General features: G+C 63.8%; 20 protein-coding genes and 1 tRNA gene. 14 read left to right on the top strand and 7 right to left on the bottom strand.

Annotation, left to right across the window (positions count from 1 at the left end):
- Positions 1-114: 114 nt before the first annotated feature.
- The 4 genes from Q0O95_RS07470 (at position 115) to Q0O95_RS07455 (ending at position 3,596) form a co-directional block, all read left to right on the top strand.
- On the top strand, positions 115-444 hold the full coding sequence (locus tag Q0O95_RS07470; protein ID WP_293696921.1) for a hypothetical protein: 330 nt from the start codon (positions 115-117) through the stop codon (positions 442-444).
- A gap of 321 nt (positions 445-765) precedes the next feature.
- Positions 766-1,410, top strand: a complete 645-nt coding sequence (locus Q0O95_RS07465; protein WP_293696918.1) for an NAD(P)H-dependent oxidoreductase — start codon at positions 766-768, stop codon at positions 1,408-1,410.
- Between the two features lie 39 nt (positions 1,411-1,449).
- Positions 1,450-3,150 carry an MFS transporter gene (locus Q0O95_RS07460; protein WP_293696915.1) on the top strand — a complete coding sequence of 567 codons (1,701 nt, stop codon included), beginning with the start codon at positions 1,450-1,452 and terminating at the stop codon, positions 3,148-3,150.
- A gap of 68 nt (positions 3,151-3,218) precedes the next feature.
- Positions 3,219-3,596 carry an SgcJ/EcaC family oxidoreductase gene (locus tag Q0O95_RS07455; protein WP_293696912.1) on the top strand — a complete coding sequence of 126 codons (378 nt, stop codon included), beginning with the start codon at positions 3,219-3,221 and terminating at the stop codon, positions 3,594-3,596.
- 66 nt (positions 3,597-3,662) lie between these two features.
- Here Q0O95_RS07455 and Q0O95_RS07450 read toward each other — a convergent pair whose 3' ends face one another.
- Positions 3,663-6,872, bottom strand: a complete 3,210-nt coding sequence (locus tag Q0O95_RS07450; RefSeq protein WP_293696909.1) for a BTAD domain-containing putative transcriptional regulator — start codon at positions 6,870-6,872, stop codon at positions 3,663-3,665.
- Between the two features lie 247 nt (positions 6,873-7,119).
- Positions 7,120-7,575, bottom strand: a complete 456-nt coding sequence (locus Q0O95_RS07445) for a peroxiredoxin (RefSeq protein ID WP_293696906.1) — start codon at positions 7,573-7,575, stop codon at positions 7,120-7,122.
- A gap of 123 nt (positions 7,576-7,698) precedes the next feature.
- Between Q0O95_RS07445 and aceE the strand changes: the two genes are divergently transcribed.
- The 6 genes from aceE to Q0O95_RS07415 are packed head-to-tail and all read left to right on the top strand — an operon-like array spanning position 7,699 to position 15,117.
- Complete coding sequence (gene aceE, locus Q0O95_RS07440; RefSeq protein ID WP_293696903.1) at positions 7,699-10,419, top strand: pyruvate dehydrogenase (acetyl-transferring), homodimeric type; 2,721 nt, start codon at positions 7,699-7,701, stop codon at positions 10,417-10,419.
- Positions 10,420-10,431: 12 nt separating this feature from the next.
- A complete protein-coding gene (locus Q0O95_RS07435; protein WP_293696900.1) occupies positions 10,432-11,592 on the top strand; it encodes a CdaR family transcriptional regulator in 1,161 nt (386 codons plus the stop codon).
- Positions 11,593-11,631: 39 nt separating this feature from the next.
- The gene (locus tag Q0O95_RS07430) at positions 11,632-12,543 is read left to right on the top strand and encodes an ACP S-malonyltransferase (RefSeq protein ID WP_293696897.1); all 912 of its coding nucleotides are present in this window, start codon (positions 11,632-11,634) and stop codon (positions 12,541-12,543) included.
- Positions 12,540-13,538, top strand: coding sequence for a beta-ketoacyl-ACP synthase III (locus Q0O95_RS07425; RefSeq protein WP_293696894.1), 999 nt, complete (start codon positions 12,540-12,542; stop codon positions 13,536-13,538). Before Q0O95_RS07430 ends, Q0O95_RS07425 begins: the two co-directional genes overlap by 4 nt.
- A gap of 36 nt (positions 13,539-13,574) precedes the next feature.
- A complete protein-coding gene (locus Q0O95_RS07420; protein WP_293696891.1) occupies positions 13,575-13,826 on the top strand; it encodes an acyl carrier protein in 252 nt (83 codons plus the stop codon).
- A gap of 55 nt (positions 13,827-13,881) precedes the next feature.
- A complete protein-coding gene (locus Q0O95_RS07415; RefSeq protein ID WP_293696888.1) occupies positions 13,882-15,117 on the top strand; it encodes a beta-ketoacyl synthase in 1,236 nt (411 codons plus the stop codon).
- 59 nt (positions 15,118-15,176) lie between these two features.
- On the opposite strand, the gene Q0O95_RS07410 is transcribed toward Q0O95_RS07415, so the two are convergent.
- Both Q0O95_RS07410 and Q0O95_RS07405 read right to left on the bottom strand, forming a co-directional pair.
- A complete protein-coding gene (locus Q0O95_RS07410; protein WP_293696885.1) occupies positions 15,177-15,671 on the bottom strand; it encodes a DUF3145 family protein in 495 nt (164 codons plus the stop codon).
- A gap of 53 nt (positions 15,672-15,724) precedes the next feature.
- The gene (locus Q0O95_RS07405) at positions 15,725-16,531 is read right to left on the bottom strand and encodes a DUF1684 domain-containing protein (protein ID WP_293696882.1); all 807 of its coding nucleotides are present in this window, start codon (positions 16,529-16,531) and stop codon (positions 15,725-15,727) included.
- 116 nt (positions 16,532-16,647) lie between these two features.
- Between Q0O95_RS07405 and Q0O95_RS07400 the strand changes: the two genes are divergently transcribed.
- Both Q0O95_RS07400 and Q0O95_RS07395 read left to right on the top strand, forming a co-directional pair.
- Positions 16,648-16,724 (top strand) — tRNA-Ile (locus Q0O95_RS07400).
- Between the two features lie 274 nt (positions 16,725-16,998).
- Positions 16,999-17,856, top strand: coding sequence for a Sir2 family NAD-dependent protein deacetylase (locus tag Q0O95_RS07395; RefSeq protein ID WP_293696879.1), 858 nt, complete (start codon positions 16,999-17,001; stop codon positions 17,854-17,856).
- Here Q0O95_RS07395 and Q0O95_RS07390 read toward each other — a convergent pair.
- Both Q0O95_RS07390 and Q0O95_RS07385 read right to left on the bottom strand, forming a co-directional pair.
- A complete protein-coding gene (locus tag Q0O95_RS07390; RefSeq protein WP_293696876.1) occupies positions 17,838-19,016 on the bottom strand; it encodes a glycosyltransferase in 1,179 nt (392 codons plus the stop codon). The two genes, Q0O95_RS07395 and Q0O95_RS07390, sit on opposite strands and share 19 nt — an antisense overlap.
- Positions 19,017-19,024: 8 nt before the next feature.
- Entirely contained in the window at positions 19,025-19,960 is a 936-nt protein-coding gene (locus Q0O95_RS07385) for a DMT family transporter (protein ID WP_293696873.1), read from the bottom strand.
- A gap of 41 nt (positions 19,961-20,001) precedes the next feature.
- On the opposite strand from Q0O95_RS07385, the gene def reads away from it, so the two are divergent.
- A complete protein-coding gene (gene def, locus Q0O95_RS07380) occupies positions 20,002-20,565 on the top strand; it encodes a peptide deformylase (protein WP_293696872.1) in 564 nt (187 codons plus the stop codon).
- A gap of 292 nt (positions 20,566-20,857) precedes the next feature.
- Here def and Q0O95_RS07375 read toward each other — a convergent pair whose 3' ends face one another.
- Entirely contained in the window at positions 20,858-21,550 is a 693-nt protein-coding gene (locus tag Q0O95_RS07375) for a heme oxygenase (biliverdin-producing) (RefSeq protein ID WP_293696871.1), read from the bottom strand.
- 142 nt (positions 21,551-21,692) lie between these two features.
- Here Q0O95_RS07375 and Q0O95_RS07370 point away from each other — a divergent pair.
- Positions 21,693-22,651, top strand: a 959-nt coding sequence (locus tag Q0O95_RS07370; protein ID WP_293696869.1) for an HtaA domain-containing protein, incomplete at its 3' end; no start/stop codon positions are given.

Here is a 22,651-nt window from a genome sequence, read left to right as displayed (position 1 = left end):
CGTGGCGCTCTAACCAACTGAGCTATAGGCCCGAGAACACTCTAAACCACGAAACAGGCAACCGCGAACTCGAACAGAAAAATACCGCAGAGAAAACAACGAAGGGCCGGCAGTATGACCGCCGTCCAAGATCTCACCACCGGCTTGGGGACCGCCGGCGGCGTGGCGGTGATGGGAACCCTCGGCGCGCTCATCTTGCGCACCACACTGGCGCTGCTACCGGGTCTCGATGCCTCCGATGTCTGTGCGGCCCGGCAAAGTCCCGGCGCCGCCACTGACATCGCGACAGGCCTCGACCAGCCCGTTCGATCCGAGTTCCTCACCGCGATCGGCGAGTCCATGACCCTCGGTCTGCAAACCTCCCTCGGGATCGCAACGGCCGTGGTGATCACTGCTGTGATCCTGGTTCTGGCCCTCAGAAGGCGCGATTCGCAGAAGCAATGATCCGCTCGGCAACCCCGACGGCCGGGCCACCTGCAACGCGAATATTCGAGAGCAGGAGGTAAGCCGGGGAATAGCCCGCCTTGAAACTTTCGAACGCGAGTGGCTTGCCTGTCGAACACGACGTTGCGTGGCTTGGCCATCGGCTTCCGACTTGGCCGCGTCAATCATGCCAGGGCGATGACGCATCCACTGGTGCTGCCGGTTTCGGTGTCTTGAGCCCGTCGCCTGTGGGACCGAAGGGTTTCCGAAACCATCCCGAAGCCGGTGCGTCGCAGGATCGGTATCGACCGTAGACAACATGATGCGAAGGAGCCGATTCCGATGACCACCGTCACAGTTCCGACCAAGAAGACCGCCTCCGATAAGACCGCCAGCACGCCCGTACGGGTTGCGGTGATCGTAGGCAGCATTCGCCAGGATCGTTTCTGCCCAACCCCCTCGAATTGGATCGCTGACCAGGCGCGCAAGCGCGAGGACGTCGATGTCGATCTGATCGATCTGGCCGACTACGACCTGCCGATCGTGCTGGGCGGCAACGACGAGAACGCGCCCCAGCCCGAGGCCGTAACCGAGCTCGGCCAGCGCCTCGCGCCTGCTGATGCGTTCGTCGTGGTCACCCCGATCTATAACCGGTCCTACCCGGCGTCGTTGAAGAACGCGATCGACTGGTTCTACGCCGAGTGGCAGCTCAAGCCCGTCGGGCTCATCTCCTACGGCGGCATCACTGGCGGCCTGCAGTCCATTGACGCGCTGCGCAACGTGTTCACCGAGTTCCATAGTGTTCCGCTGCGTGACTCGATCACCTTCGCCAACTTCTGGGAAACCTTCGATCACGATGGCCGGCTCGTGGACACCGAACGTACCTCGAGGCACGCCGACGGGTTCCTGGGACAGCTCGTCTGGTGGGCGCTGACCCTGCGGCAGGCCCGCACCGAGCGCCCGTACCCCTTCGTCGGATCCGAGTGACGGCCCACCCAACAAGAATCTTCAGGAGCTGAGCTCGCAATGAACACCACGAAAGCCCGCACCGGCACACCGGCAAACCCCACCTGGCGTGAATGGACCGCACTGGCGGTGCTCGCGCTGCCGCTGTTCATGATGGCCACCGACTTCACCGCGATCTTCCTCGCCACACCCGCGATCGCCGCCGACCTGATGCCGTCCACGACGCAACTGTTGTGGGTCGTGCACATCGGAGAGCTCATCGCCGCGGGCTTTGTGATCACGATGGGCTGGCTCACCGGCCGCATCGGACCGCGTCTGCTACTGCTGATGGCGCTGGCCCTGTACGGCATCGCCTCGGCACTGGCGGCCTTCGCACCCAATGCCGAGACATTGCTTGTTGCTCGGGTGCTGATCGGCCTCGCGGCAGCCGCCGCCTCCCCGGCAGGAATCGCCCTGCTGCGCTCACTGTTCAGCAGTGCCAAACATTTCGCCATCGGCTTCGCCGTGGTGATGGGCGCCTTCTCCGTCGGCGGAGCGCTCGGCCCGCCCTTGGCCGGGCTGCTGCTGGAGTACTTCTGGTGGGGCTCGGTCTTCCTGCTCAACGTCCCGGTCGCCGCCGTCGCGGTGCTCGCCGGGCTGTGGCTGTTCCCTCGCGCCGCCGACCGGACCACCGACCGGATCGACATGACCAGCGTGCTGATCTCGGTCGGTGCGGTGATACTGGTCGTCTACGGGCTACAGAATTTCGCGGACCGAGGCATCACGGTCCCCTACACGCTGGCGGTCGTTACAGGTCTCGCTCTCGGCTGGTGGTTCATCCGCCGGCAACGGCGCATCGAGAACCCACTGCTGGATCTGGACCTGTTCTCCATCCGCGTGCTGCGCATCCTGGCGATCGTCTTCGTCACCTCCCAGGTGGCATTCATGACCGCCGACTTCGTGCTGGTGCAGTACCTCCAGGTCGTCACCGGCATCTCCACCGCTCCATTGGGTCTGCTCCTTGCGATCCCCGCGATCGCGGCGATCATCGCCACCGCAATGACACCGGTGTTGAGCCGCAAACTCACCCCCGCAACCGTGATGACAGCAGGGATGGGCATCGCCGTGGTGGGCACGATCGTCCTGCTGATCGCAATCGCAGCGGCACCGGTGACGCCGCTGTTCGCCGTGGGGATGACCATCATCGCCCTGGGAGTCAGCCCGCCGATGGTGGTCGGCGCCCAGCTCATGGTCACCACGGTATCCGGGCGACAGACAGGCCCCGCAGCTGCGATCCAGGACATCGCATCCAGCCTCGGCGCCACCGCAGGGATCGTGATCCTGGGCAGCCTCGCCATGGCGGTCTTCAACCGGAGCCTGCGAGCCGCTGCGCCCGACGGCCTCGACGATTCCGCCCTGGACGCTGCCGCCGAGAGCCCCGGCGGAGCGGTCGCCGCCGCCGACAGCATCGGCGGTGCGACCGGCGCTGAACTCCTCCATGCAGCGCAGGATGCTCTCACCTGGGGCACCGTGGCCGCCTACATCGTCGCCCTGATCGTCGGAGTGGCGACCATGGTGATTCTGCGCGGACTGCGCGGCGTTCAGCTGCCGGACGATGACCCGGAGGAACCGGCACACGAAACTGCTACGGCCGAGGCGGCCATTGGGGGATCCAAGACCGCGTCGGAACCATCGATCGACACCACTACCGAAGAGACACCGACGAACGAGAAACCTATCAACGAAGAACTAGGAAGACACGGCAATAACCCTGCTCACTGATGCGCTGCACAATCGATACCGACCGACGACACACGATGCGATCCATCCATGACTCGAGGAGATGAACGATGAGGAACACGACCCACACATTGCCGAGCGCAGCCGATGAGGCCGCGATCCACAGCATCGTCGCCGATATCGAACAGGGCTTCAACGGCAACGACCCCCAGCCGCTGGTGCGGCACCTCGCCTCCGACGCGCTGATCGTGAACCCGCTCGGCACCGTGATGCGCGGCCCCGAAGAGGTCGAGTTCTCGGTCCGTGCGCTGCTCGCAGGCCCGTTACGGAACACCACCGCTCACTACCGCCTCACCGACGTCACCCTCTTGGCACCCGGCGTCGCCGTGGCGCACAAGAGCGCCTGGTCGAGCCGGCAGGCCGCCGACGCCGGCGAGCCCCCGGAGATGAATGCCCTCTACGTCTTCGTCAAGCGCCAAGGCACCTGATGGATTGTCCGCAGGCAGAACACTCCGGTGCATCCGGTTCCGCCGACCTGACCGACCATGCAGTGATCAAAGGCTCGAGGCACCGGTGGATCTCGTGTGCGCAGAGGCTGCCAGTTGTTCGAGAGAATCGGCAGCTCGGCCACGGGCCAGGGCGTCGGACAGCTCGGCTTCGGACAATCGGTCGGTCACCTGCTTGTATATCCGCTGGATGTCACGGTTTTCTGGCGCGGTGGGCTCCGCACCGGCGCGCGAGCGCAGGGCTGCCGCCGTTCCGAGCAGTTCAGCGGCGGAGCGCGCTTCTCTAAGAGCAACACGGAGCGCAGCCTTCAACTCCAGAATACGGGCAATCGGAGCTGGACGGGCCGCCTGAAGGATGGCATCGCGGAGTGCGTCGACGGCGTCCCGGGCTCGGGTCAGATCACCCTCCTGGACAGCAAGGAATCCCGATTCGAACTGAGAGCTGGAGGTGTGCGTTGCCTCCAGAGGCAGTGAAAGGGGCTCGTGGATGGCCAGCTGGCGGTCCAGCAGCGTGCGTGCTGTCACCAGGTCACCTTGGTAGCGGGCGACCAGGGCGACGCCGAAGTCTACGAAGTCGAGACCGTCGTCGTCAGCGATGTCGCTCGCGAGGGATCTGGCTTCGGCCAGGCGTTCGTTGGCGAGGGTGACATCGCCCGTCCGCAGCGCAGCTATCGCGGTGATGGTGAGCCAGAAATCCGCCTCGGACCACAACCCCAGATCGAGACAGATCTCCATGTTGCGTTCCGCAGCCTCGGCGGAACGGGCGTAGTCTCCTTCGACTTCCGCGGCGCAATAGTGAACGGCGAGCACCTGGGACATCCCGTACCCGTCTCCGGAGGCGCGGATGATCGTCTCCGGATCGCTTCCGTCCGGCAGTCCGGGAGACGAATGACCCCGCTGGCTCAAGGCGAACCAGTCCCATTGACTGACCGCGATCGCGGCATCCCAATCCTGCCCGGTGGCCACCAGCACGCCGATGGCTTCGTCCATGTGTCTCTCGCCAATCTCGCGGAGCCCCGCGGCGAGCAGCGACGCCCCAACGAACCATTGCACTCTCGCCCTTGCTCCGCGGTTCTCGAACAGCGCGAGCCCCTTGGCCACACGGCGAGCGGACTCCTCCGGGTCGATGGAGAGATCCATCACCGGCGCGAGCGTGACGGCGGTCGCGTACGTATCGTTTCGGGGGCCGGACAGGGAGATCGCCGTGTCCAAGCGGCGCGAGAGATCGTTGTGCCGCCCGCTGATCCACTGGTACCAGAAGGTTGCCACGGCCATCCCCGTGGCCCTGCCTCCGTCCTCGCGACGGACTGCTTCATCGAAGGCGTGACGTAGTTGCGTGTGTTCGGCCTCCAGTCGTGGAAGCCACTGACGCTGCTCCGGTCCGCGCAGCTTCTCATCGCCTTCACGCGCGAGACCGAGATAGTACTGCAGATGCCGTTCAGCGGTGATGTCCCGCTCACCATCCCTGTCCAGCTTCTCATTCGCGTAGGTCGCGATGGACTCCAGCAAGCCGTATCGCACTCCCGTCGACGTTGAGACGGTGGTGACCAGACTGCGATCGATGAGACCGAGGAGGAGGTCCACGACCTGCTCGCGCTTCACCGCCATCGCGTCGGGGCTCTCGTGATGATCGGCGCAGATCGCCTCGGCTGCTTCCAGGCTCAAAGTTCCCGGATGCACGGCGAGGCGACGGAGCACGGCTTGCTCGGTCACCTCGAGCAGTGACCAGCTCCAGTCGATCATCCCGCGCAAAGTCTGTTGACGCCGGGGCGCTGCGTGGCCAGGTCGACGCAGGATGTTCAGCCGTTCGCTGAGCCGCTCAAGTAGACCTGTGACCGACAGCCCCCGGATGCGGGTCGCGGCCAGCTCCAACGCCAGCGGCAGACCATCGAGCCGGCGGCACAGTTCGGCAATGTCATCAGCGGAGTCGTCCTCCAGCCGGAAGCTCGGGTCGCTGGCTCGGGCGCGCGTGATGAAGAACGCGACGGCCTCGCTGACCTGACCATCGTCTCCCGGCTCGATGCTGAGAGTGCCGATGTCGTAGCGCTGCTCCTCAGGAAGTCCAAGAGGTTCGCGGCTGGTGGCCAGCACGCTCACGCCCGGTGTCTTGCGGAGCAGATCTGCGGTGAAGACGGCCGCTTCGGCGATGACGTGCTCGCAGTTGTCCAGCACCAGCAACGCCGGTCGGGATCCAAGCGCCTCGCTGAGCCGCTCGACGGTGCTCGTCGTCCCCGGATGCTCAGGAAGTCCGACGACGGTCGCCGCCAGGGAGCCGATTCGCTCACCAGAGCCGAGATACTCATCCGGGGTCATCGTCAGCTCAGTCAGGTCGATGAACCATGTACCGCGCTCGAACTCAGGCGCCTTCTGTTGGGCGGTGTGCAGGGCCAGGCGGGTCTTACCCACCCCACCGATCCCGGTTAGGGAGACCAGACGGGACTCGGCCAGTAGCGCCTGGATCTGCTGACTCTCGTGCTCTCTTCCGATCAGTGAGCTGGCCCGTGCGGGGAGGTTGGAACGTCCGACCATCGACACGGGTGCGGGCCTCGGGACTGCTTTCTGCACCAAAGCCGGGTCCTGGCGCAGGATGCGGCCGTGCAGCTCGCGCGTCCGGGGCGTTGGATCGACGCCGAGATCTTCGGTCAGGCGCTGACGCAGCGTCTCGAACAGCTCGAGCGACTCGTGCTGGCGGCCGACCTGATACAGCGCCAGCATCACCGAGCCCACCAGTCCCTCCCGAGTGACGTACTCCTCGATAGCGCCGCCGACCTGGCTGAGGGCGCCCTGGGGATCCCCCTGCTCCAGAAGAGTCTCGACCAGTGCTTCCAAGGCATCACCGCGCACCTCGTGCAGATCGGCGACAACTGGAGCCAGCCAGATCTCCTCAGCTATATCGCCGAACGGTGCACCGCCCCACAAGGCCAACGCCTCAGTGAGAGCTTCGGCCTTCTGCGATGACGAACCCATCCGCCGCGCGTTTTCGACTGCGTTTTTGAACCGTCCGGCGTCGAGGAGATCAGTGTCCAGAACGAGTCGGTAACCGGCAGGAGTATGAGTCAGCAGCTGGCGCGCGCCCGGTCGCGCCTGGTCCAGGGTCGTGCGTAGCCGGGAGAGCTTGGCTTGCAGCACCTTCTTGGGATTGGTCGGCAGTGCACCGTTCCACAGGCGATCGACCAAGGTATCGGCAGACACCGGTTCACCATCGGCGGCGACCAGAGAAGCCAGCAGCAGACGCAAGTGGCGTTCGGCCACCTCCACCGGAGCGCCCTCATCGGTACTGAGCCGAACCGGGCCCAGCACCTCGATTCGCATATACACGATCCTACGTCGAACCAGCGGCAGCGCTCTCGAGTCATCACAATTGGTGGGTCCAGATCACTCAGTCGCCGCCGTGTCCGGGTCTCCGGACGACATGAAAAACTGACAAAACGCGAAAGACAGCCGAATCGGTCAGTTTTTCGTGCACTTCGGCCCAATCGTCAGTTTTTCGTGCACGACCGGAGTGTTACAACCGCGCAAGCGCATCCCGGTAGGACCCAAGATCACGCGCCTCCCCCGGCGACGTCTCGAACTGGGCCCGGATGACCCCATCACGATCGATCAGTACGGTCTTCCGAGTCGCAAGCCCACGTTCCTCGATGAACGCGCCATACGCGCGCGAAACCTCGCCGTGCGGCCAGAAGTCACTCAGCAACGAGAACGTGTATCCCTCTTGCTCTGCGAACGCCGCAAGCGAACCGGGATGATCGCACGAGATCGCCAGCAACTCCACACCGTCCCGTTCGAACATCGCGAGGTTATCCCGCAGCTCGCACAACTCCCCCGTGCAGCGGCCCGTGAACGCGGCCGGATAGAAGACCAGCGCAACGGCGCTCTTGCCCCGGAAATCGGAAAGCGCCACGTGTTCTCCCCTGTGCGAAGTCAGCGTGAAGTCTGGCGCGATCTTGTCGAGTTCAGCCACGGAAGGCTCCTTTCGTTGTTCGAAGTCGACAGAAGTAGACTCGTCTGGCAGCTAGAGTGGAGTTGCAAATCAGGGTAGCGTCCGACCGGCGCAACCGACCAGGATCAGGCAGGAGTGTGCCAGGTGGCTGTTCACGATCAGAACCCGTACTCATCGCACAAAAACGATGAGGACCCGAGCGAAACTGCTGAGTGGCAAGAATCACTCGAAGCGCTCGTAGCAGCAAACGGGTCGCAGCGAGGACGCGAGATCATGCTCTCGCTGCTGCAGAAATCTAAGGATCTACAGCTGGGCGTGCCGATGGTGCCCACAACCGATTACATCAACACCATCGCCCCCGAGAACGAGCCCGACTTCCCGGGCGACGAAGCACTCGAGAGAAAGCTGCGGCGCTGGATCCGATGGAACGCCGCAGTCACGGTGCACCGTGCCCAGCGCCCGGACATCGCGGTCGGCGGGCACATATCCTCCTACGCTTCCAGCGCATCCCTGTATGAAGTCGGGCACAACCACTTCTTCAAAGGAGCCGGCCACGCCTCGGGCGGCGACCAGATCTTCTACCAGGGGCACGCCTCCCCCGGTATGTACGCTCGCGCATTCCTCGAAGGGCGCCTGACCGAGGATCACCTCAACGCCTTCCGCCAGGAGAAGTCGCGGGAGCCCTACGGCCTCTCGAGCTACCCGCATCCGCGCCTCATGCCGGAGTTCTGGCAGTTCCCGACCGTCTCGATGGGCCTCGGCCCGCTCAACGCCATCTACCAGGCGATGACGAACCGCTACATCACGAACCGCGGCATCAAGGATGCATCCGGATCGCACGTCTGGGCGTTCCTCGGCGACGGCGAAATGGATGAGGTCGAGTCGCGCGGAGCACTGCAGCTCGCGGCGAACGAGAACCTCGATAACCTGACGTTCGTCGTGAACTGCAACCTGCAGCGACTCGACGGCCCGGTGCGCGGTAACGGCAAGATCATCCAAGAGCTCGAGTCGTTCTTCCGTGGCGCGGGCTGGAACGTCATCAAGGTCGTCTGGGGACGCGAGTGGGATGACCTGCTCGCGAACGACTCCGACGGCGCGCTCGTCAAGCTCATGAATGAGACGCCGGACGGCGACTACCAGACCTACAAGGCCGAGTCCGGTCTCTTCGTCAGAGAGCACTTCTTCAACCGTCGCGAAGAGACCAAGAAGCTCGTCTCCGGCCTGACCGACGATGAGATCTGGAACCTGAAACGCGGTGGTCACGATTACCGCAAGATCTACGCCGCCTACAAGGCCGCCGTCGAACACAAGGGGCAGCCGACCGTCATTCTGGCGAAGACCGTCAAGGGCTACGGACTCGGCAAGAACTTCGAGGGACGCAACGCGACCCACCAGATGAAGAAACTGACGCTGGACGACCTGAAGTCGTTCCGCGACTACCTCGGGCTGCCGATCTCGGATGCCAAGCTGGAAGAAGACCCCTACAGCCCGCCCTACTACCGGCCGGAAGAGGGCGACGAGGTACTCGAGTACATGCACGAGCGCCGACGCGAACTCGGCGGCTACCTGCCGGAGCGCCGCGCGAAGCACACGCGACTCCAGTTGCCGGAGAAGAAGGCCTACGACCTTCCGAAGAAGGGATCCGGCAAGCAGGAGATTGCTACGACGATGGCGTTCGTTCGACTGCTGAAGGACCTCCTGCGGTCCAAGGGCTTCGGCGAGCGGATCGTGCCGATCATCCCGGATGAGGCACGCACGTTCGGTATGGACGCGTTCTTCCCGTCGGCGAAGATCTACAATCCGCACGGCCAGAACTACACCTCGGTCGACCGTGACCTGTTGCTGAAGTACCGTGAGGCCCCCGACGGCCAGATCGTGCATGTCGGCATCAACGAGGACGGCGCGATGGCCGCGTTCATCGGTACCGGCACCTCGTATGCGACGCACGGTGAGCCGCTCATTCCGATCTACGTCTTCTACTCCATGTTCGGTTTCCAACGCACCGGCGACCAGTTGTGGGCTGCGGGCGACCAGATGACGCGCGGTTTCGTCATCGGAGCGACTGCCGGCAGGACGACACTGACCGGTGAGGGCCTGCAGCACGCCGACGGGCATTCGCCGCTCATCGCGTCCACGAATCCGGCAGCCGTCACGTACGACCCGGCCTACGGATACGAGATCGCGCACATCGTCGAGGACGGCATCCGTCGCATGTACGGCGAGAACCCGGAGAACATCTTCTACTACCTGACGGTGTACAACGAGCCGATTCGGCAGCCGGCTGAACCCGAGAACGTGGATGTCGAGGGCATCCTGAAGGGCGTCCACCGGATCTCGAGTAGTGAACACCACGAGGTGAAGGTGCAGCTCATGGCCTCCGGCGTCGCTGTCCCCTGGGCGTTGCACGCGCAGGAGCTCCTCGGTCAGGACTGGGGTGTGTCCGCAGATGTCTGGTCGGTAACATCGTGGAGCGAACTGCGCCGGGATGCTGTGAGCGCGGAAGAGTACAACTTCCTGCACCCGCAGGAGCCTGCGAGGGTGCCGTTCGTCACGCAGCAGCTGGCCAATGCCGAAGGCCCCTACGTGGCCACGAGCGACTACATGCACGCCGTCGCGGATCAGATCCGCCAGTGGGTGCCCGGCGACTACCTCACGCTCGGCGCCGACGATTTCGGTTTCTCCGATACGCGCGCGGCCGCTCGCAGGTACTTCAAGATCGACTCCCACTCCATGGTCGTTCGCGCACTCGAGGCGCTCGCCAAGCAGGGCAAGTTCCCGCTCGGCCGCGTGCAGGAGGCCATCGACAAGTATCAGCTGTTCGATGTGAACGCCGGCGAAAGCGGCACCGCCGGTGGCGATGCGTAGCGTAAGGAACTCGTGAACGATAAGGCCAAGCAGCTCGCGTGGCTCCGCAGGATCGCGTCTGATCTCCAGACCGCGATTCTGCGGGAGCTGGAGGACGAGCTGCCGTGGTACCGGACGATGCCGCCGACCCGAAAATCGGCTGTCGCGAACGTTGCCCAGCAGGGTGTCACCTCGTTCATCGAATGGTGCGAGGACCCGGGTGCGCAGCCGTGGATAGCGGCCGACGTCTTCGCGGCGGCTCCTCGCGAGCTGCTGCGATCCGTGAGTCTGCAGCAAACCCTGCAGATCATCAGGTCTGTCGTGAATGTCTTCGAGCGCATCATCGGTGGGCAGGACGAGCGGATGCTCGAGCCGATCCTCCGCTACTCGCGAGACATCGCGTTCGCAGCAGCTGACGTGTATGCGCGAGCTGCGGAGTCGCGGGGGCTCTGGGATGCCCGCCTCGAGGCGCTGGTGGTCGATTCGATTCTCACGGGCGAGCACGATGACGAGCTGCCGTCCAGGTCTGCAGCGCTCGGCTGGAACGCCGACGGCGAATGCGCCGTCATCGTCGGAGCAGCCCCTGTCAATCTCGATATCGACCTACTGCGTCGCTCCGCGAGACGGGCGGGGGCGGACGTCCTCATCGGTCAGCACTCGTCGCGACTGATCGTGGTCGCGACGGGGCGTGTGCAGGAGGACGGCGCGCCGCAGGAGATCGACTTCGGTGAGATCGCCGATGTGCTCGACGAGAGTTTCGGCGAGGGCGCCGTCGTGCACGGGCCGCCGGCATCCTCTGTGCAGAACGCGTCGAAGAGCGCGAAGGCCGCGCTCGCGGGGCTCGCCGTCTCGCGTGCTTGGCGGCAGGCGCCGCGACCGGTCGGTGCCGATCAACTACTGCCCGAGCGAGCCCTGGCCGGTGATCCACTCGCGAAGGGCACACTGGTACGAAGCATCTACCGACCGCTGAAAGAACACTCGAGTGATCTCACCACGACGCTGTGGGCATATCTCGATAATGGGCGTTCGCTCGAGGCCACGGCACGAGAGCTCTCCGTGCATCCGAACACGGTGCGGTACCGCCTCAAACGCGTCGGCAATGTCATAGGACTCGATGCGACGAACGCGCGGCAGTCGCACATCCTGCACACTGCACTCATCCTCGGAGCCATGCAGGGCGAGCGGCGACGCTAGTTGCGCTCAGCGGAATAGCCAGACTGAAAGGATAGAAGCGTGATTCTCATTGCAGCCCCCGGTCAGGGGTCTCAGTCCCCCGGTTTCTTGGCCCCCTGGCTCGAACTCGACGGAGTTCGCGACCTCGTCGGCGAACTCGGTGAAGCGGCAGGTGTCGACCTCATCGAGCACGGCACGGAGTCCGACGCCGAAACGATCAAGGACACGAAGGTGGCACAGCCGCTCATCGTGGCCGCGGGGATCGTTACCGCGCGTGCGCTGGACATCCCTGCGACAGCCGCTGTCGCCGGCCACTCCGTTGGCGAGATCACGGCGATGGCGATCTCGGGCATTCTGTCCGACAGTGAAGCCATGTCGCTCGTCGGGCTCCGCGGTCGGGCCATGGCGGAAGCTGCAGGGCTCGTCTCAACCGGAATGGCGGCGGTTCTCGGCGGTGACGCAGGCGAACTCGAAACGAAGCTCGAAGAGCTCGGCCTGCACGCCGCGAACTTCAACGGCGCGGGCCAGACCGTCGTCGCAGGCGAAACGGATGCCCTCGCAGCGCTCGCCGAGAATCCCCCGGCAAAAGCGCGCATCGTACCGCTGCAGACGGCAGGCGCTTTCCACACCCGCTTCATGGAGCCCGCCGTCGTCCGGGTGCGCGACTTCGCCGGCGACATCGAACCCGCCGACCCGAATCTCGCGATCTACAGCAACCGTCACGGTGACCGCGTCGACTCCGGTCAGGAGTTTCTCGACCTCGTCGTCGAGCAGATCTCGTCGCCGGTGCAGTGGGAAGACTGCATGGAATCGTTCGTTCGCGATGGCATCGCAGGGATGATCGAACTCGCTCCCGCGGGTGCGCTTGCGGGTCTCGCGAAGCGAGGCATGCGAGGCGTTCCCGTCGTCGCGGTGAAGACACCGGATGAACTTGAGGCCGCTCAGGCCATGCTGAAGGGGGAAACAGAATGACCCAGCTCAACGTGAAGCCGACGCGTGCCGGCAGTCGCATCCTGGCGCTGGGCGCCGCTCGAGGCGACGTCGACGTCGTGAACGACGAGCTCGTGGGCCCCATCGACTCCTCCGACGAGTGGATTCGACAGCGCACCGGCATTGTCTCCCGCAAGCGAGCTTCCAAGGAACTCACGATCCGCGATCTCTCCGTGACCGCTGGTCGAGAGGCGATCGAGAAGGCGGGCATCGAACCCGGGCAACTCGGGGCGGTCATCATTTCGACCATCTCGAACCCCGTGCAGACACCGTCGCTGGCGTCGATCGTCGGAGAAGACCTCGGCGCCCATCTCGTGCCCGCATTCGACATCAGCGCAGCCTGCGCGGGCTACGCGTACGGCATCGCACAGGCGGATGCGCTCATCCGATCGGGGACGGCAGAGTACGTCCTCGTCATCGGTGCGGAGAAACTGTCAGAAGTCATCGACCCTACCGACCGCTCCATCAGCTTCCTGCTGGGGGACGGTGCGGGCGCGGCAGTGCTCGGCGCATCGGATGAGCCCGGCGTCAGCGAGTCGGTCTGGGGCTCCGACGGTTCGAAATGGGACACGATCCACATGACGAACACGCTCTACGACATGCGCGACGCCGGTGCTCCGTGGCCGACGCTTCGGCAGGAGGGGCCTGCCGTCTTCCGCTGGGCAGTCTGGGAGATGGCGAAGGTAGCGCGAGAGGTACTCGAGCGTGCCGGCGTGGAACCTGGTGACCTGGCGGCGTTCGTCCCCCACCAGGCGAACATGCGCATCATCGACGAGTTCGCTAAGCAGCTCGGACTCCCCGACTCCGTCGTCGTCGCGCGAGACATCGAAACCACCGGCAACACCTCCGCCGCCTCAATCCCGCTGGCCACGCATAAACTGCTGGAAGAACATCCCGAAATCTCGGGTGGCCTCGCCCTGCAAATCGGTTTCGGCGCAGGGCTTGTCTATGGCGCGCAAGTTGTTCGTCTGCCCTAGGCTTATTCACGTCCGACATCACTATAAGGAGACACCATGGCACACACTCAGGACGAGGTTCTCGCTGGCCTTGCGGAGCTTGTGAAGGAAGAGACCGGCATTGCGACCGAGTCGGTTCAGCTCGACAAGTCGTTCACGGACGATCTCGACATCGACTCGATCTCCATGATGACGATCGTTGTCGATGCTGAAGAGAAGTTCGGCGTCAAGATTCCGGACGACCAGGTGCAGAACCTCGTCACGGTCAAGGACGCAGTCGACTTCATCGTCGGCGCGCAGTCCGAGTAAATCTCCGAGTGCACGGTCGAGCCGGCCGTGCACTCCACCACTCATCAGGAGCAGCATGACCGAGAAGATCGTCATTACCGGTATCGGGGCGAGTTCCCCGCTGGGTGGCACGGCACGGGAGTCCTGGGATGCGCTCCTGCGAGGCGAGTCGGGTGCGGCGACCCTTGAGCACGAGTGGGTGGCCGAGTACGACCTGCCCGTGCACTTCGCGGCTGAGGCTGCCGTCCGACCCGACACCGTGCTGGAGCGGCCGAAGGCGAAACGACTCGACCCTTCGAGCCAGTTCGCTGTCGTCTCCGCGATCGAGGCCTGGGAGGACGCGGGGGCGCCCGAGGTGGAGTCCGAGCGTCTTGGCGTTGACTACGCAACGGGTATCGGCGGTGTGTGGACGCTGCTGGACGCCTGGGACACCCTGCGAGAGCGCGGACCGCGTCGAGTCATGCCCATGACGGTGCCGATGCTGATGCCGAACGCGCCCTCTGCTGCGGTATCGATGCACTTCGAGGCTCGCGCATATGCGCGCACGGTCGCTTCGGCGTGCGCTTCGAGTACCGAGTCGATCGTGAGCGCCTACGAGCACCTGCAGGCAGGGCTTGCGGATGTCGTGATCGCGGGGGGCAGCGAGTCGGCCATCCACCCCATCACGGTCGCTTCGTTCTCGTCCATGCAGGCGCTTTCGCGTCGGAATGACGACCCAGCGACCGCGTCCCGCCCCTACGACGTGACGCGCGATGGGTTCGTCATGGGTGAGGGCGCGGCTGCCCTCGTGCTCGAGAAGGAAAGCCACGCACGCGCACGAGGCGCTCGCATTTACGCCGAGCTTGCCGGTGGTGGCATCACCGCGGATTCGTACCACATCACCGCTCCTGAGCCGGAGGGCCTTGGAGCGAGCCGTGCTGTGCACATCGCGCTCGAGTCAGCCGGTGCGGATCCGAGCGAGGTCACGCACGTGAACGCGCACGCGACGTCGACGCCCGTTGGCGACGTCGCGGAAGTGCGAGCGATGCACCGCGTGTTCGGTGAACGCGTCAACGACATTCCCGTTTCTGCGACCAAGGCTGCGCACGGACACCTGCTCGGTGGCACGGGCGCGCTGGAGGCCGTGTTCACGGCGTTGGCGATCTCGGAGCGCACCGCTCCCCCGACGATCAACGTGACTGAGCAGGACCCCGATGCGCCGCTGCACATCTCGGGCACTCCCATTCCGCTCGGTGACGGTCAGCAGTTGGCGATCTCGAACTCGTTCGGGTTCGGCGGCCACAACGCCGTCATCGCACTTCGCAGCGTCTAGACGGAACCCTTCAGAATTGGTCACCTATTGAGAGGTGACCAATTCGTTGTATCAGGCAGCTAGCCGGCCCTGTGCATCCAGATGGTGCGCGAGAGGTCCTGTGCGTGCCTCAGCGGCTCGAGCGCCGCATCCCAAGGCACGCCGAGCAGCCTCCCGAACTCCTCCGCCAGCGCTTCGGCGTCACCCGCATACTTCGCGAATGCGACGTGGATGCGGTGCTCGTCGACGAGGACGCTGCCGGCTGCGTCCGTTCGGCCCGTGAAAAGCCCGAGTTCGGGCGTGACCATGTAGTGGATACCGTGACCGGAGTCGGACTCCTCGGTGACTTCGAAAGGGATGCTCCACTCGCGAAGCGCGCTCGCGAGCATTGCGCCTGCTCCCCGAGGGCCCTCCCATTCGCTCGTTGCACGATAGGTGCCGGCTTCTGCGGGCTGCGCTTCCCAGTCGAGGCCGAAACCTTCTGAGAATCCGCCGAGGGCACGACCGATAGCCCACTCGAGGTGCAGATGCAGCGCTCGTTGGGCGGCGTGAATAGTGACCATACCGCGGGCCATTGTCGCTCCTTCCGATTCGACTTCCCCTTCGACCGAAATAGAGCTATTGACAATTATGCCTCTCTTGCAGGCTCCTTGGCAAACATCGGCTTCTTCTCCCCCGCTTCGACGCGGAAGGAGAAACGGTTCGACGGCGGTGGCAGCGGGCAGTTGAACTGGTCGGACATCGAGCACGGAGGCACGATTGCACGATTGAAGTCGAGGTCGACGCTGCCGTCGTCGTCTGGGCGTGCGAAGAGGAATCGCCCGACGCCGTAGGTGTCATCACCCGTCGTCACGTCGGCGAAAACGATCTGCAAGGAGTCGCCACTGCGCAGCGCGAGCAGCTCGTACTGCTCGCCTTCGTGCTCGAAGTGCACGATGCCAGGGCTCTTGGCATCTCGGGGTTTGCCGCCCTGCGAACGCTCGTGCTCGAAGTCGACGCCTTCATCGACCGGTTCGAAGCGGCCGGTCAACTGCCATTCCGGGTCGAAGTCGAAGTAGTCCAGCCCCTCGAAGCCAAGCTGCTCAGCGCGCTCAGGATCCCAGACGCGAAGGGCGACCCTATCGCCGTCGGCGATTGCCAAACCGGTGCGTCCATCGCCAAAATGCACGCTGGAAGGTGTCATGGACGTCTTCGTGTACACCGTCGCTGTCCCATCGACGTAGTGCCCATCGACGATGATGTCGTCACCGTCCGTAGCACTGACGAGCAGGCCCTCCCCCGCGGGGCTCGGCGCCCAAGTACCGGGTACCGAATCAACATCTGTAGCTTCGGTCACCCACTCGGTCAACGCCAGGGCAAGATTCCCCTGAGGACCCCTGACGGCTTCCTCGCGACGTTTCCGAAACGCATCGAACTGACTACGGGCATCGGTCATGGTGACAACACTACGTCATTTCGCCAGGTAGACTTTCAAGGTCACCTGGGTGTGGCGTGCGGCTTCCATGCCGAACGCGACGGGATGCCCTCGTACGAGAGCAGTTCGGTGGCATTGGGGCGTTAGCTCAGCTGGTTAGAGCAGAGGACTCATAATCCTTTGGTCGCGGGTTCAAGTCCCGCACGCCCTACCAATTTCCGGTGGAATCGACAGCGGAACAGAACAGTGACCCGATGGGTCCCCTCGCTGTACGTTCCCGAACGTATGGATTGTTCCGAATGTCGGGCCGATTTCCATACGTTGGGCACGAACGTACGAATTTCCATACATTGGGGCATCACTGTCGGCTCGCAGCCAAACGCAAGAACGGACGCACTGTGCCGAGGGCTGGAATCAGGTGAGCGATCAAGGCGTTGACGTCAAGGCGCCTGCAGAGCAACTACCGTTGAGACGGGAAGGGGAAAACCATGGACCAGCTCGAGCTCAACGCGATCGATCGACTCGCCGAGTTGTTCGAGCCTGGCCCGGTTGCCGTTCTGACGGGAGCCGGTATCAGCACCGACTCGGGCATCCCCGACTATCGGGGCAAGGGCAGCCCTCCCCGCACGCCCATGAACATCGCGCAGTTCATGGACGATGAAGCCTATCGACGCCGCTTCTGGGCAGGCGCCCGAGTCGGTGCCGATCGCTACACGAGCGTGCACCCGAACGCCGGGCACAGGACGCTCGCGCAGTTGGAAGAAGCCGGCTTCGTCTCCGGCGTGATCACGCAGAACGTGGATGGTCTCCACAGGGAAGCCGGAACCAAAGCGCTTGTCGAAGTGCACGGCAATGGCGGAGTCATACGGTGCGTCAACTGTGGAACGGAGCGAACGCGCAGCGATGTGCTCGCCCGTTTCGACGCGCTGAACCCCGGCTTCGCGGATCGAAATCGCGACGCCCCAATCGCGCCCGACGGAGATGCTGTTGTAGCCGACATCGATGATGTTCGGGTACCGAACTGCCCCGCGTGCGGCGGCACACAGCGGCCATCCGTCGTCTATTTTGGCGAGCTCGTCCCCCGTGACGTGTTCACCGCCGGGGCGCAGCTCGTGGACCGATCAAGCGCACTCATCGTTGCCGGCTCATCCCTCGCGGTGAACACCGGTGTCCGGTTCGTCCGACAGGCTGAACGGCTCGGCCTCCCCGTCGCGGTCATTAACCGAGGGCCTACGAAGATCGACGGAAACGCCGCCATCCGCCTCGAAGCGGGAACGAGCGAGACCTTCTCGGCGCTCGCAGATCAACTCACGCGCAACGAACGAACCTACTCTTCCCCGCGGTAGATGCGCTCGAACGCATCGAGTGTGCGCTCGATGTCGTGGTCCATCACGAGGTGCAGGCTTTCGTCCCGCATCCGCTGGTACTCCTCATCGGATGCCCGTAGCACCCGCTCCAGCTTGCACGCCAGGTCGGAGGCGTCGCCCGGCTTGAACAGGTAGCCGTTGTCGCCATCGTGGATGAGGTGCGGCAGCGCCATCGAGTCGGCGCCGACGACGGGAAGCCCGCTTGCCATGGCCTCCATCGTTGCGATCGACTGGAGCTCCGCGGTGGACGGCATCGCGAAGACCGCGCCGTCGGTGAGATGCTGTCGCAGCTGCTCGTCGGTGACGTAGCCGGTGAACGTCACGCGATCGCCGATGCCGTGCCGATCCGCCTGCTGTTGCAGCGCATCCGTGAGATCGCCTACGCCCACAACCGTCAGCGTGGCATCAAGGTCCTTGGGAAGTCGCGCAACAGCGTCCACCAGCACATCGATGTTCTTTTCGCTTGTCACGCGCCCCACGAACACGATCGAATGGCGGTTTCGCTGTTCGCTCACGGTGTAGTCCGACGCATTGAGCCCGCACGATATCGCCTGCACGTCGGCTATTCCCGTGTTGCGCTCGAGAAATTCGGCGCTTCTCCTTGTCGGCGTCGTCACGACGTCGCACTTTCGGAACACGCGCGCGGCATCCCGCCAGGCCTCTCTCGCGACGCGATGGTGCGCGACGCGAGGGAAGTTCGAATGATCCATGAGGTTCTCGAACATGATGTGGTTCGTGGCAACGAGCCGGATCCCGCGTTTGGGGGCTTCCGCTGCGAACGCACGCCCCATGATGATGTGCGACTGCGAGTGCACGACATCCGGCTTCAGCGCATCCAGCAGCGACGCGGCGTTCTGTTTCACTCGCCAAGGTTCCGCGAATCGCAACCACTCGTGCCCCGGATACAGAATCGACCGTAGCCGATGCACAGTGAACCGCGCGCCCTCATGCTCCTCGACGCGGGTGCCTTGCTTCCCGCGCCCCAGCGCGCTCGCGACGACGTGCACCTCGTGCCCGCGCTGGACGAGCCCTGCCGTGAGTCGAGTTGCGAACTTTGCGCCGCCGTTGACGTCGGGCGCGAATGTGTCGCCCGCGATCAGAATGCGGAGCGGTCTCTTGGCTTGGCTGGAAGTCGTCATAGGTATCCCTATGACTGTACTTGCGGGTGGTGCTTGGCAAGCTGAAACACTCCGTACACCGCCGCTCCTCCCGCCGCAGCGAAAATCATGACCGCCCACGGGGGCGTAGCAACCGCCTCCCCCAGCACTGCAACCCCGATCAGAACAGCGACGAGCGGGTCGATGACCGTGAGCCCGGCGATCGCAAGGTCCGGCGGTCCGGAAGCGTGAGCGAGTTGCACAAAATACATGCCGAGCACCAAGGAGACGATGACACCAACGATGCAGGCGATGATGAGCCAGTCGAAACCGTGCAGCATGAAGCGATTCATGAGAATCTTCATGATCGTGACGAGAAACCCGTACAGGGTACCGGCGATGATGATGGACACGATCGCATTGATGCTGCTCCTGCGCCGCAGCCAGACTGCGACGACGCCCAGCACGACGACAAGCAGCAGCCCGAGTACGGTGAAGACTTCGTGATCTTCAACCGTCGACTCCACGGCGAAGATCGCGGCAACCGTCACGAACAATCCGATGCCGCCGATGCACCAGAAGATGGCGGTGATCGTGTGCCGATCGAGGCGCAAACCGCTGATGCGAGCGTTCAAAATCGACGTCACCACGAGCGCAATAGCGCCGAGAGGCTGCACAACGAGCAGGGGTGCTAGAGCAAGCGCCCACAGCTGCATTATGACGGCGAGACCGATGATGGCGGTTCCAGAGACCCAGAGCGGTGACCTGATGAGCGACAGAATCTGCTGGACACCCATGCTGTTCGCGTGCGCGTCACGGCCCTCCTCCGCAATCTCCACGCCCTTGTGCTGCATCTGCGTACCCAACGACAGGAACACGGCACCGACGAGCGCTATGGGAATGCCCAGGGCTTGGGTTGGGTTCAGAGAGAACTCGACGTCCGCCTGAGCGATGAGCCAGAAAGAGTCGAACAGATCGACGTGCACGCCTCGACTGTAGTGGCAATCAACGCAGATACGCTGAGTACATGGCAATTCTTCCCATTTGCATAAGCGGCGAGCCCGTATTGCACACCGTCGCTGACCCGGTTGTGGACTTCAACGACGACCTCCGATCGCTCTGCGCAGACATGCGCGAAACAATGCACGCAGCCCCCGGTGTTGGTCTGGCTGCACCGCAGATCGGCCTCGGACTACGCCTGTTCGTGTATCACTGGGAAGACGACGAAGGCGTGCTGCACGAAGGGACAGCCGTGAACCCGAAGCTCTGGATTACTCCTCTGGAAGTTCGGGATGCGGATGAGAACGAAGCGGAAGGCTGCCTTTCGATCCCGGGCGAGCGGGCGCCGCTCGTGCGGGCATCCGAAGCGATTATGGAGGCGCATGACGAGCAGGGTGAACCCTACCGCGTTGCCGCGACCGGCTGGTTCGCACGTATTCTGCAGCACGAGTACGACCACCTCGACGGAGTGCTCTACGCCGACCGCCTGCCGCAGGTGCACCAGAAGCGGCTCAAGAAGGTCATCAAGCAGAACCACTGGGGCGAGCCCGGTCTCACCTGGACGCCCGGAGAGGACGACCTCGAGGGCTAGCACTACCTGACAGGGCCGAAATCCCGGTCTCTACGACAAGTCATCGCTCCCTTGGGTCGCCCCCACACGTTCTCCCCACACGGATTGGCTACGCTGATAGACCGTTTTTTCGGTCCCTCCGGAAAGATTTGGGAGTGCGCTGTCGTAGTTGCCGACTGGGCTTCGAGAGGCGGCGCTATTCACGTTTCGCACTGAAAAGCGGCACTATTCGTCGGTTTCGAAGCCCGACGCCGTCTCTCTGTGCGCCTCGAGCGGCACCTTGTGCATACGGCGCTGAGCCCTTCCAGAAGGGTTAGGCAGCGCGCTGCTTAGCCGAAATAATCTCGTCCAGCTCCTCGAAGATGCGCTGATTGCAAACGAAGCTGGCGTTGGCTTCCGCCACGATTCGTTCGCGACCTGCGTCGTCGAGATCGAGTGCGTCCAGGTGCTCGCGGTAGCGCTTTTTGAACCGCGGACCCGAATCGATGTGCTCGAAGCGGAAGAACGTCGCTTCGTGATCCTGCAGTCCGTAGTGTTCTTTGAACTTCACGCGCATGATCTGCCCGCCCGACAGGTCGCCGAGGTAGCGAGTGTAGTGGTGCGCGACATAGCGAACTCCATCATTCCTGCACGAGAGGATGCGGTCGACATACTCCCGTGTCGAAGCCAGCATTCCGATGGGAGCGACGCCCGTTCTGCTCTGCAGCGCGCGCAGATCGTGCGCGATCGATTCGGCTCGGTCGAGTTCCGCGTACAGCAGTTCGGTGCACTGATCCCCGTCTCGCATCTCGTTCGCCGTTGTCTCCAGCGCGCGGTAGACGTAATCGAGCTGCTCCAGCATGAGCTGCCACGCTTCGATACCGAGCTGGCCGCTCATGAGCTTGCCGATGAGACTGGCGGTCTCGGCGCTCTCGTGCGCTTTGCTCGTCGCCGCCCTCAGGAGCCCAGAAACGGGAAGCTCGTCCATCGGAATGTCAGCCGCGTTTCGCGTGCTCGTTCGACTCATGCTGAGACCTTTCGACTAGTGCTGTTCTTCGATTTTAGGTTAGGCTTTCCTAAGTGCGCAATACCGCGCGTCCCGCTGCACACGATCCGAGAGTCCCCATGGGGTCAGCAGCTACAACTTCAACCACTTTCGAAAGGAAGCCATGTCTGATCGCAAGCGCGGCAGACGGTTGCTGGCAATGACGATATCGACGCTCCTCGCGAGCGTCGGGATCGCCGGAGTCGGTGCCGTCGCGGCCAATGCAGCGGAAGTCGAAGCCGATCCGGCCGAGACTACGCTCTCATGGGGCATCAAGAACTCGTTCCTCAACTACATCAACGGTCCGATCGCAAGCGGCAGTGTGTCTGTCAGCGGCAACATCGTTGACAATTCAGCGCCGTTCCAGTTCACGAACGGAACCGGCAGTGTCGATCCCGACGCACCGTCTGCGAACGTCACGTTCGACGGAACCGTCCACTTCCAGGGCCACGACCACGGCGACGGAGCAATCCTCGACCTCGCCTTTTCTAACATTCGAGTAGACACATCCGCAGGCGTCATCTATGCGGATGTCGAAGGACGTGAATTCGTCGACACATCCACGCTCGGCCCGTGGTTCTCCCAGCAAGGTGTAGCGATCGCAGAACTCGCGGACACGTCGTGGGACGACAACACGTTCACCGCGGGTAGCGCCTCAGTTACCGCCGATGGGGCCGAAGCCTTCGGAGGGTTCTACACACCGGGTACAGACATGGACGGCCTTACGCTGTCTGTCACCCCGCAGGAGGCCCCTGAGGAGCCCACCTGGGATCCACAGCTGACCGTCACCCCGTCGACGGATCTCGACCCCGAGGGGCAGACCGTTACGGTGACAGGAGCGGGCTACAACCCGGATCAGGCGATCTACGTATTCCTCTGCGCCGACACTGATCTCCCGACCAATCTCTTCCAGCACGCGCTCGGTTGCACCGCGGGTTCGCAGCAGCTCACGCCTGATTCCGACGGCGCTTTCGAGATCGATCTCGACGTCAGCCAGCTCGACGAGGGCCCGACGTCCGTCTTCACAACTGCGAACCACACCGCTATGGCGGATCGCACGCTGGACGCGAAGGTTGCTCTCGG

Origin of the sequence: uncultured Agrococcus sp. (genome assembly GCF_945915485.1) — a bacterium.
Lineage (GTDB): Bacteria > Actinomycetota > Actinomycetes > Actinomycetales > Microbacteriaceae > Agrococcus.
Note: the sequence above shows the minus strand (reverse complement) of the source record. Positions and strands in the feature narration are given on the sequence as shown.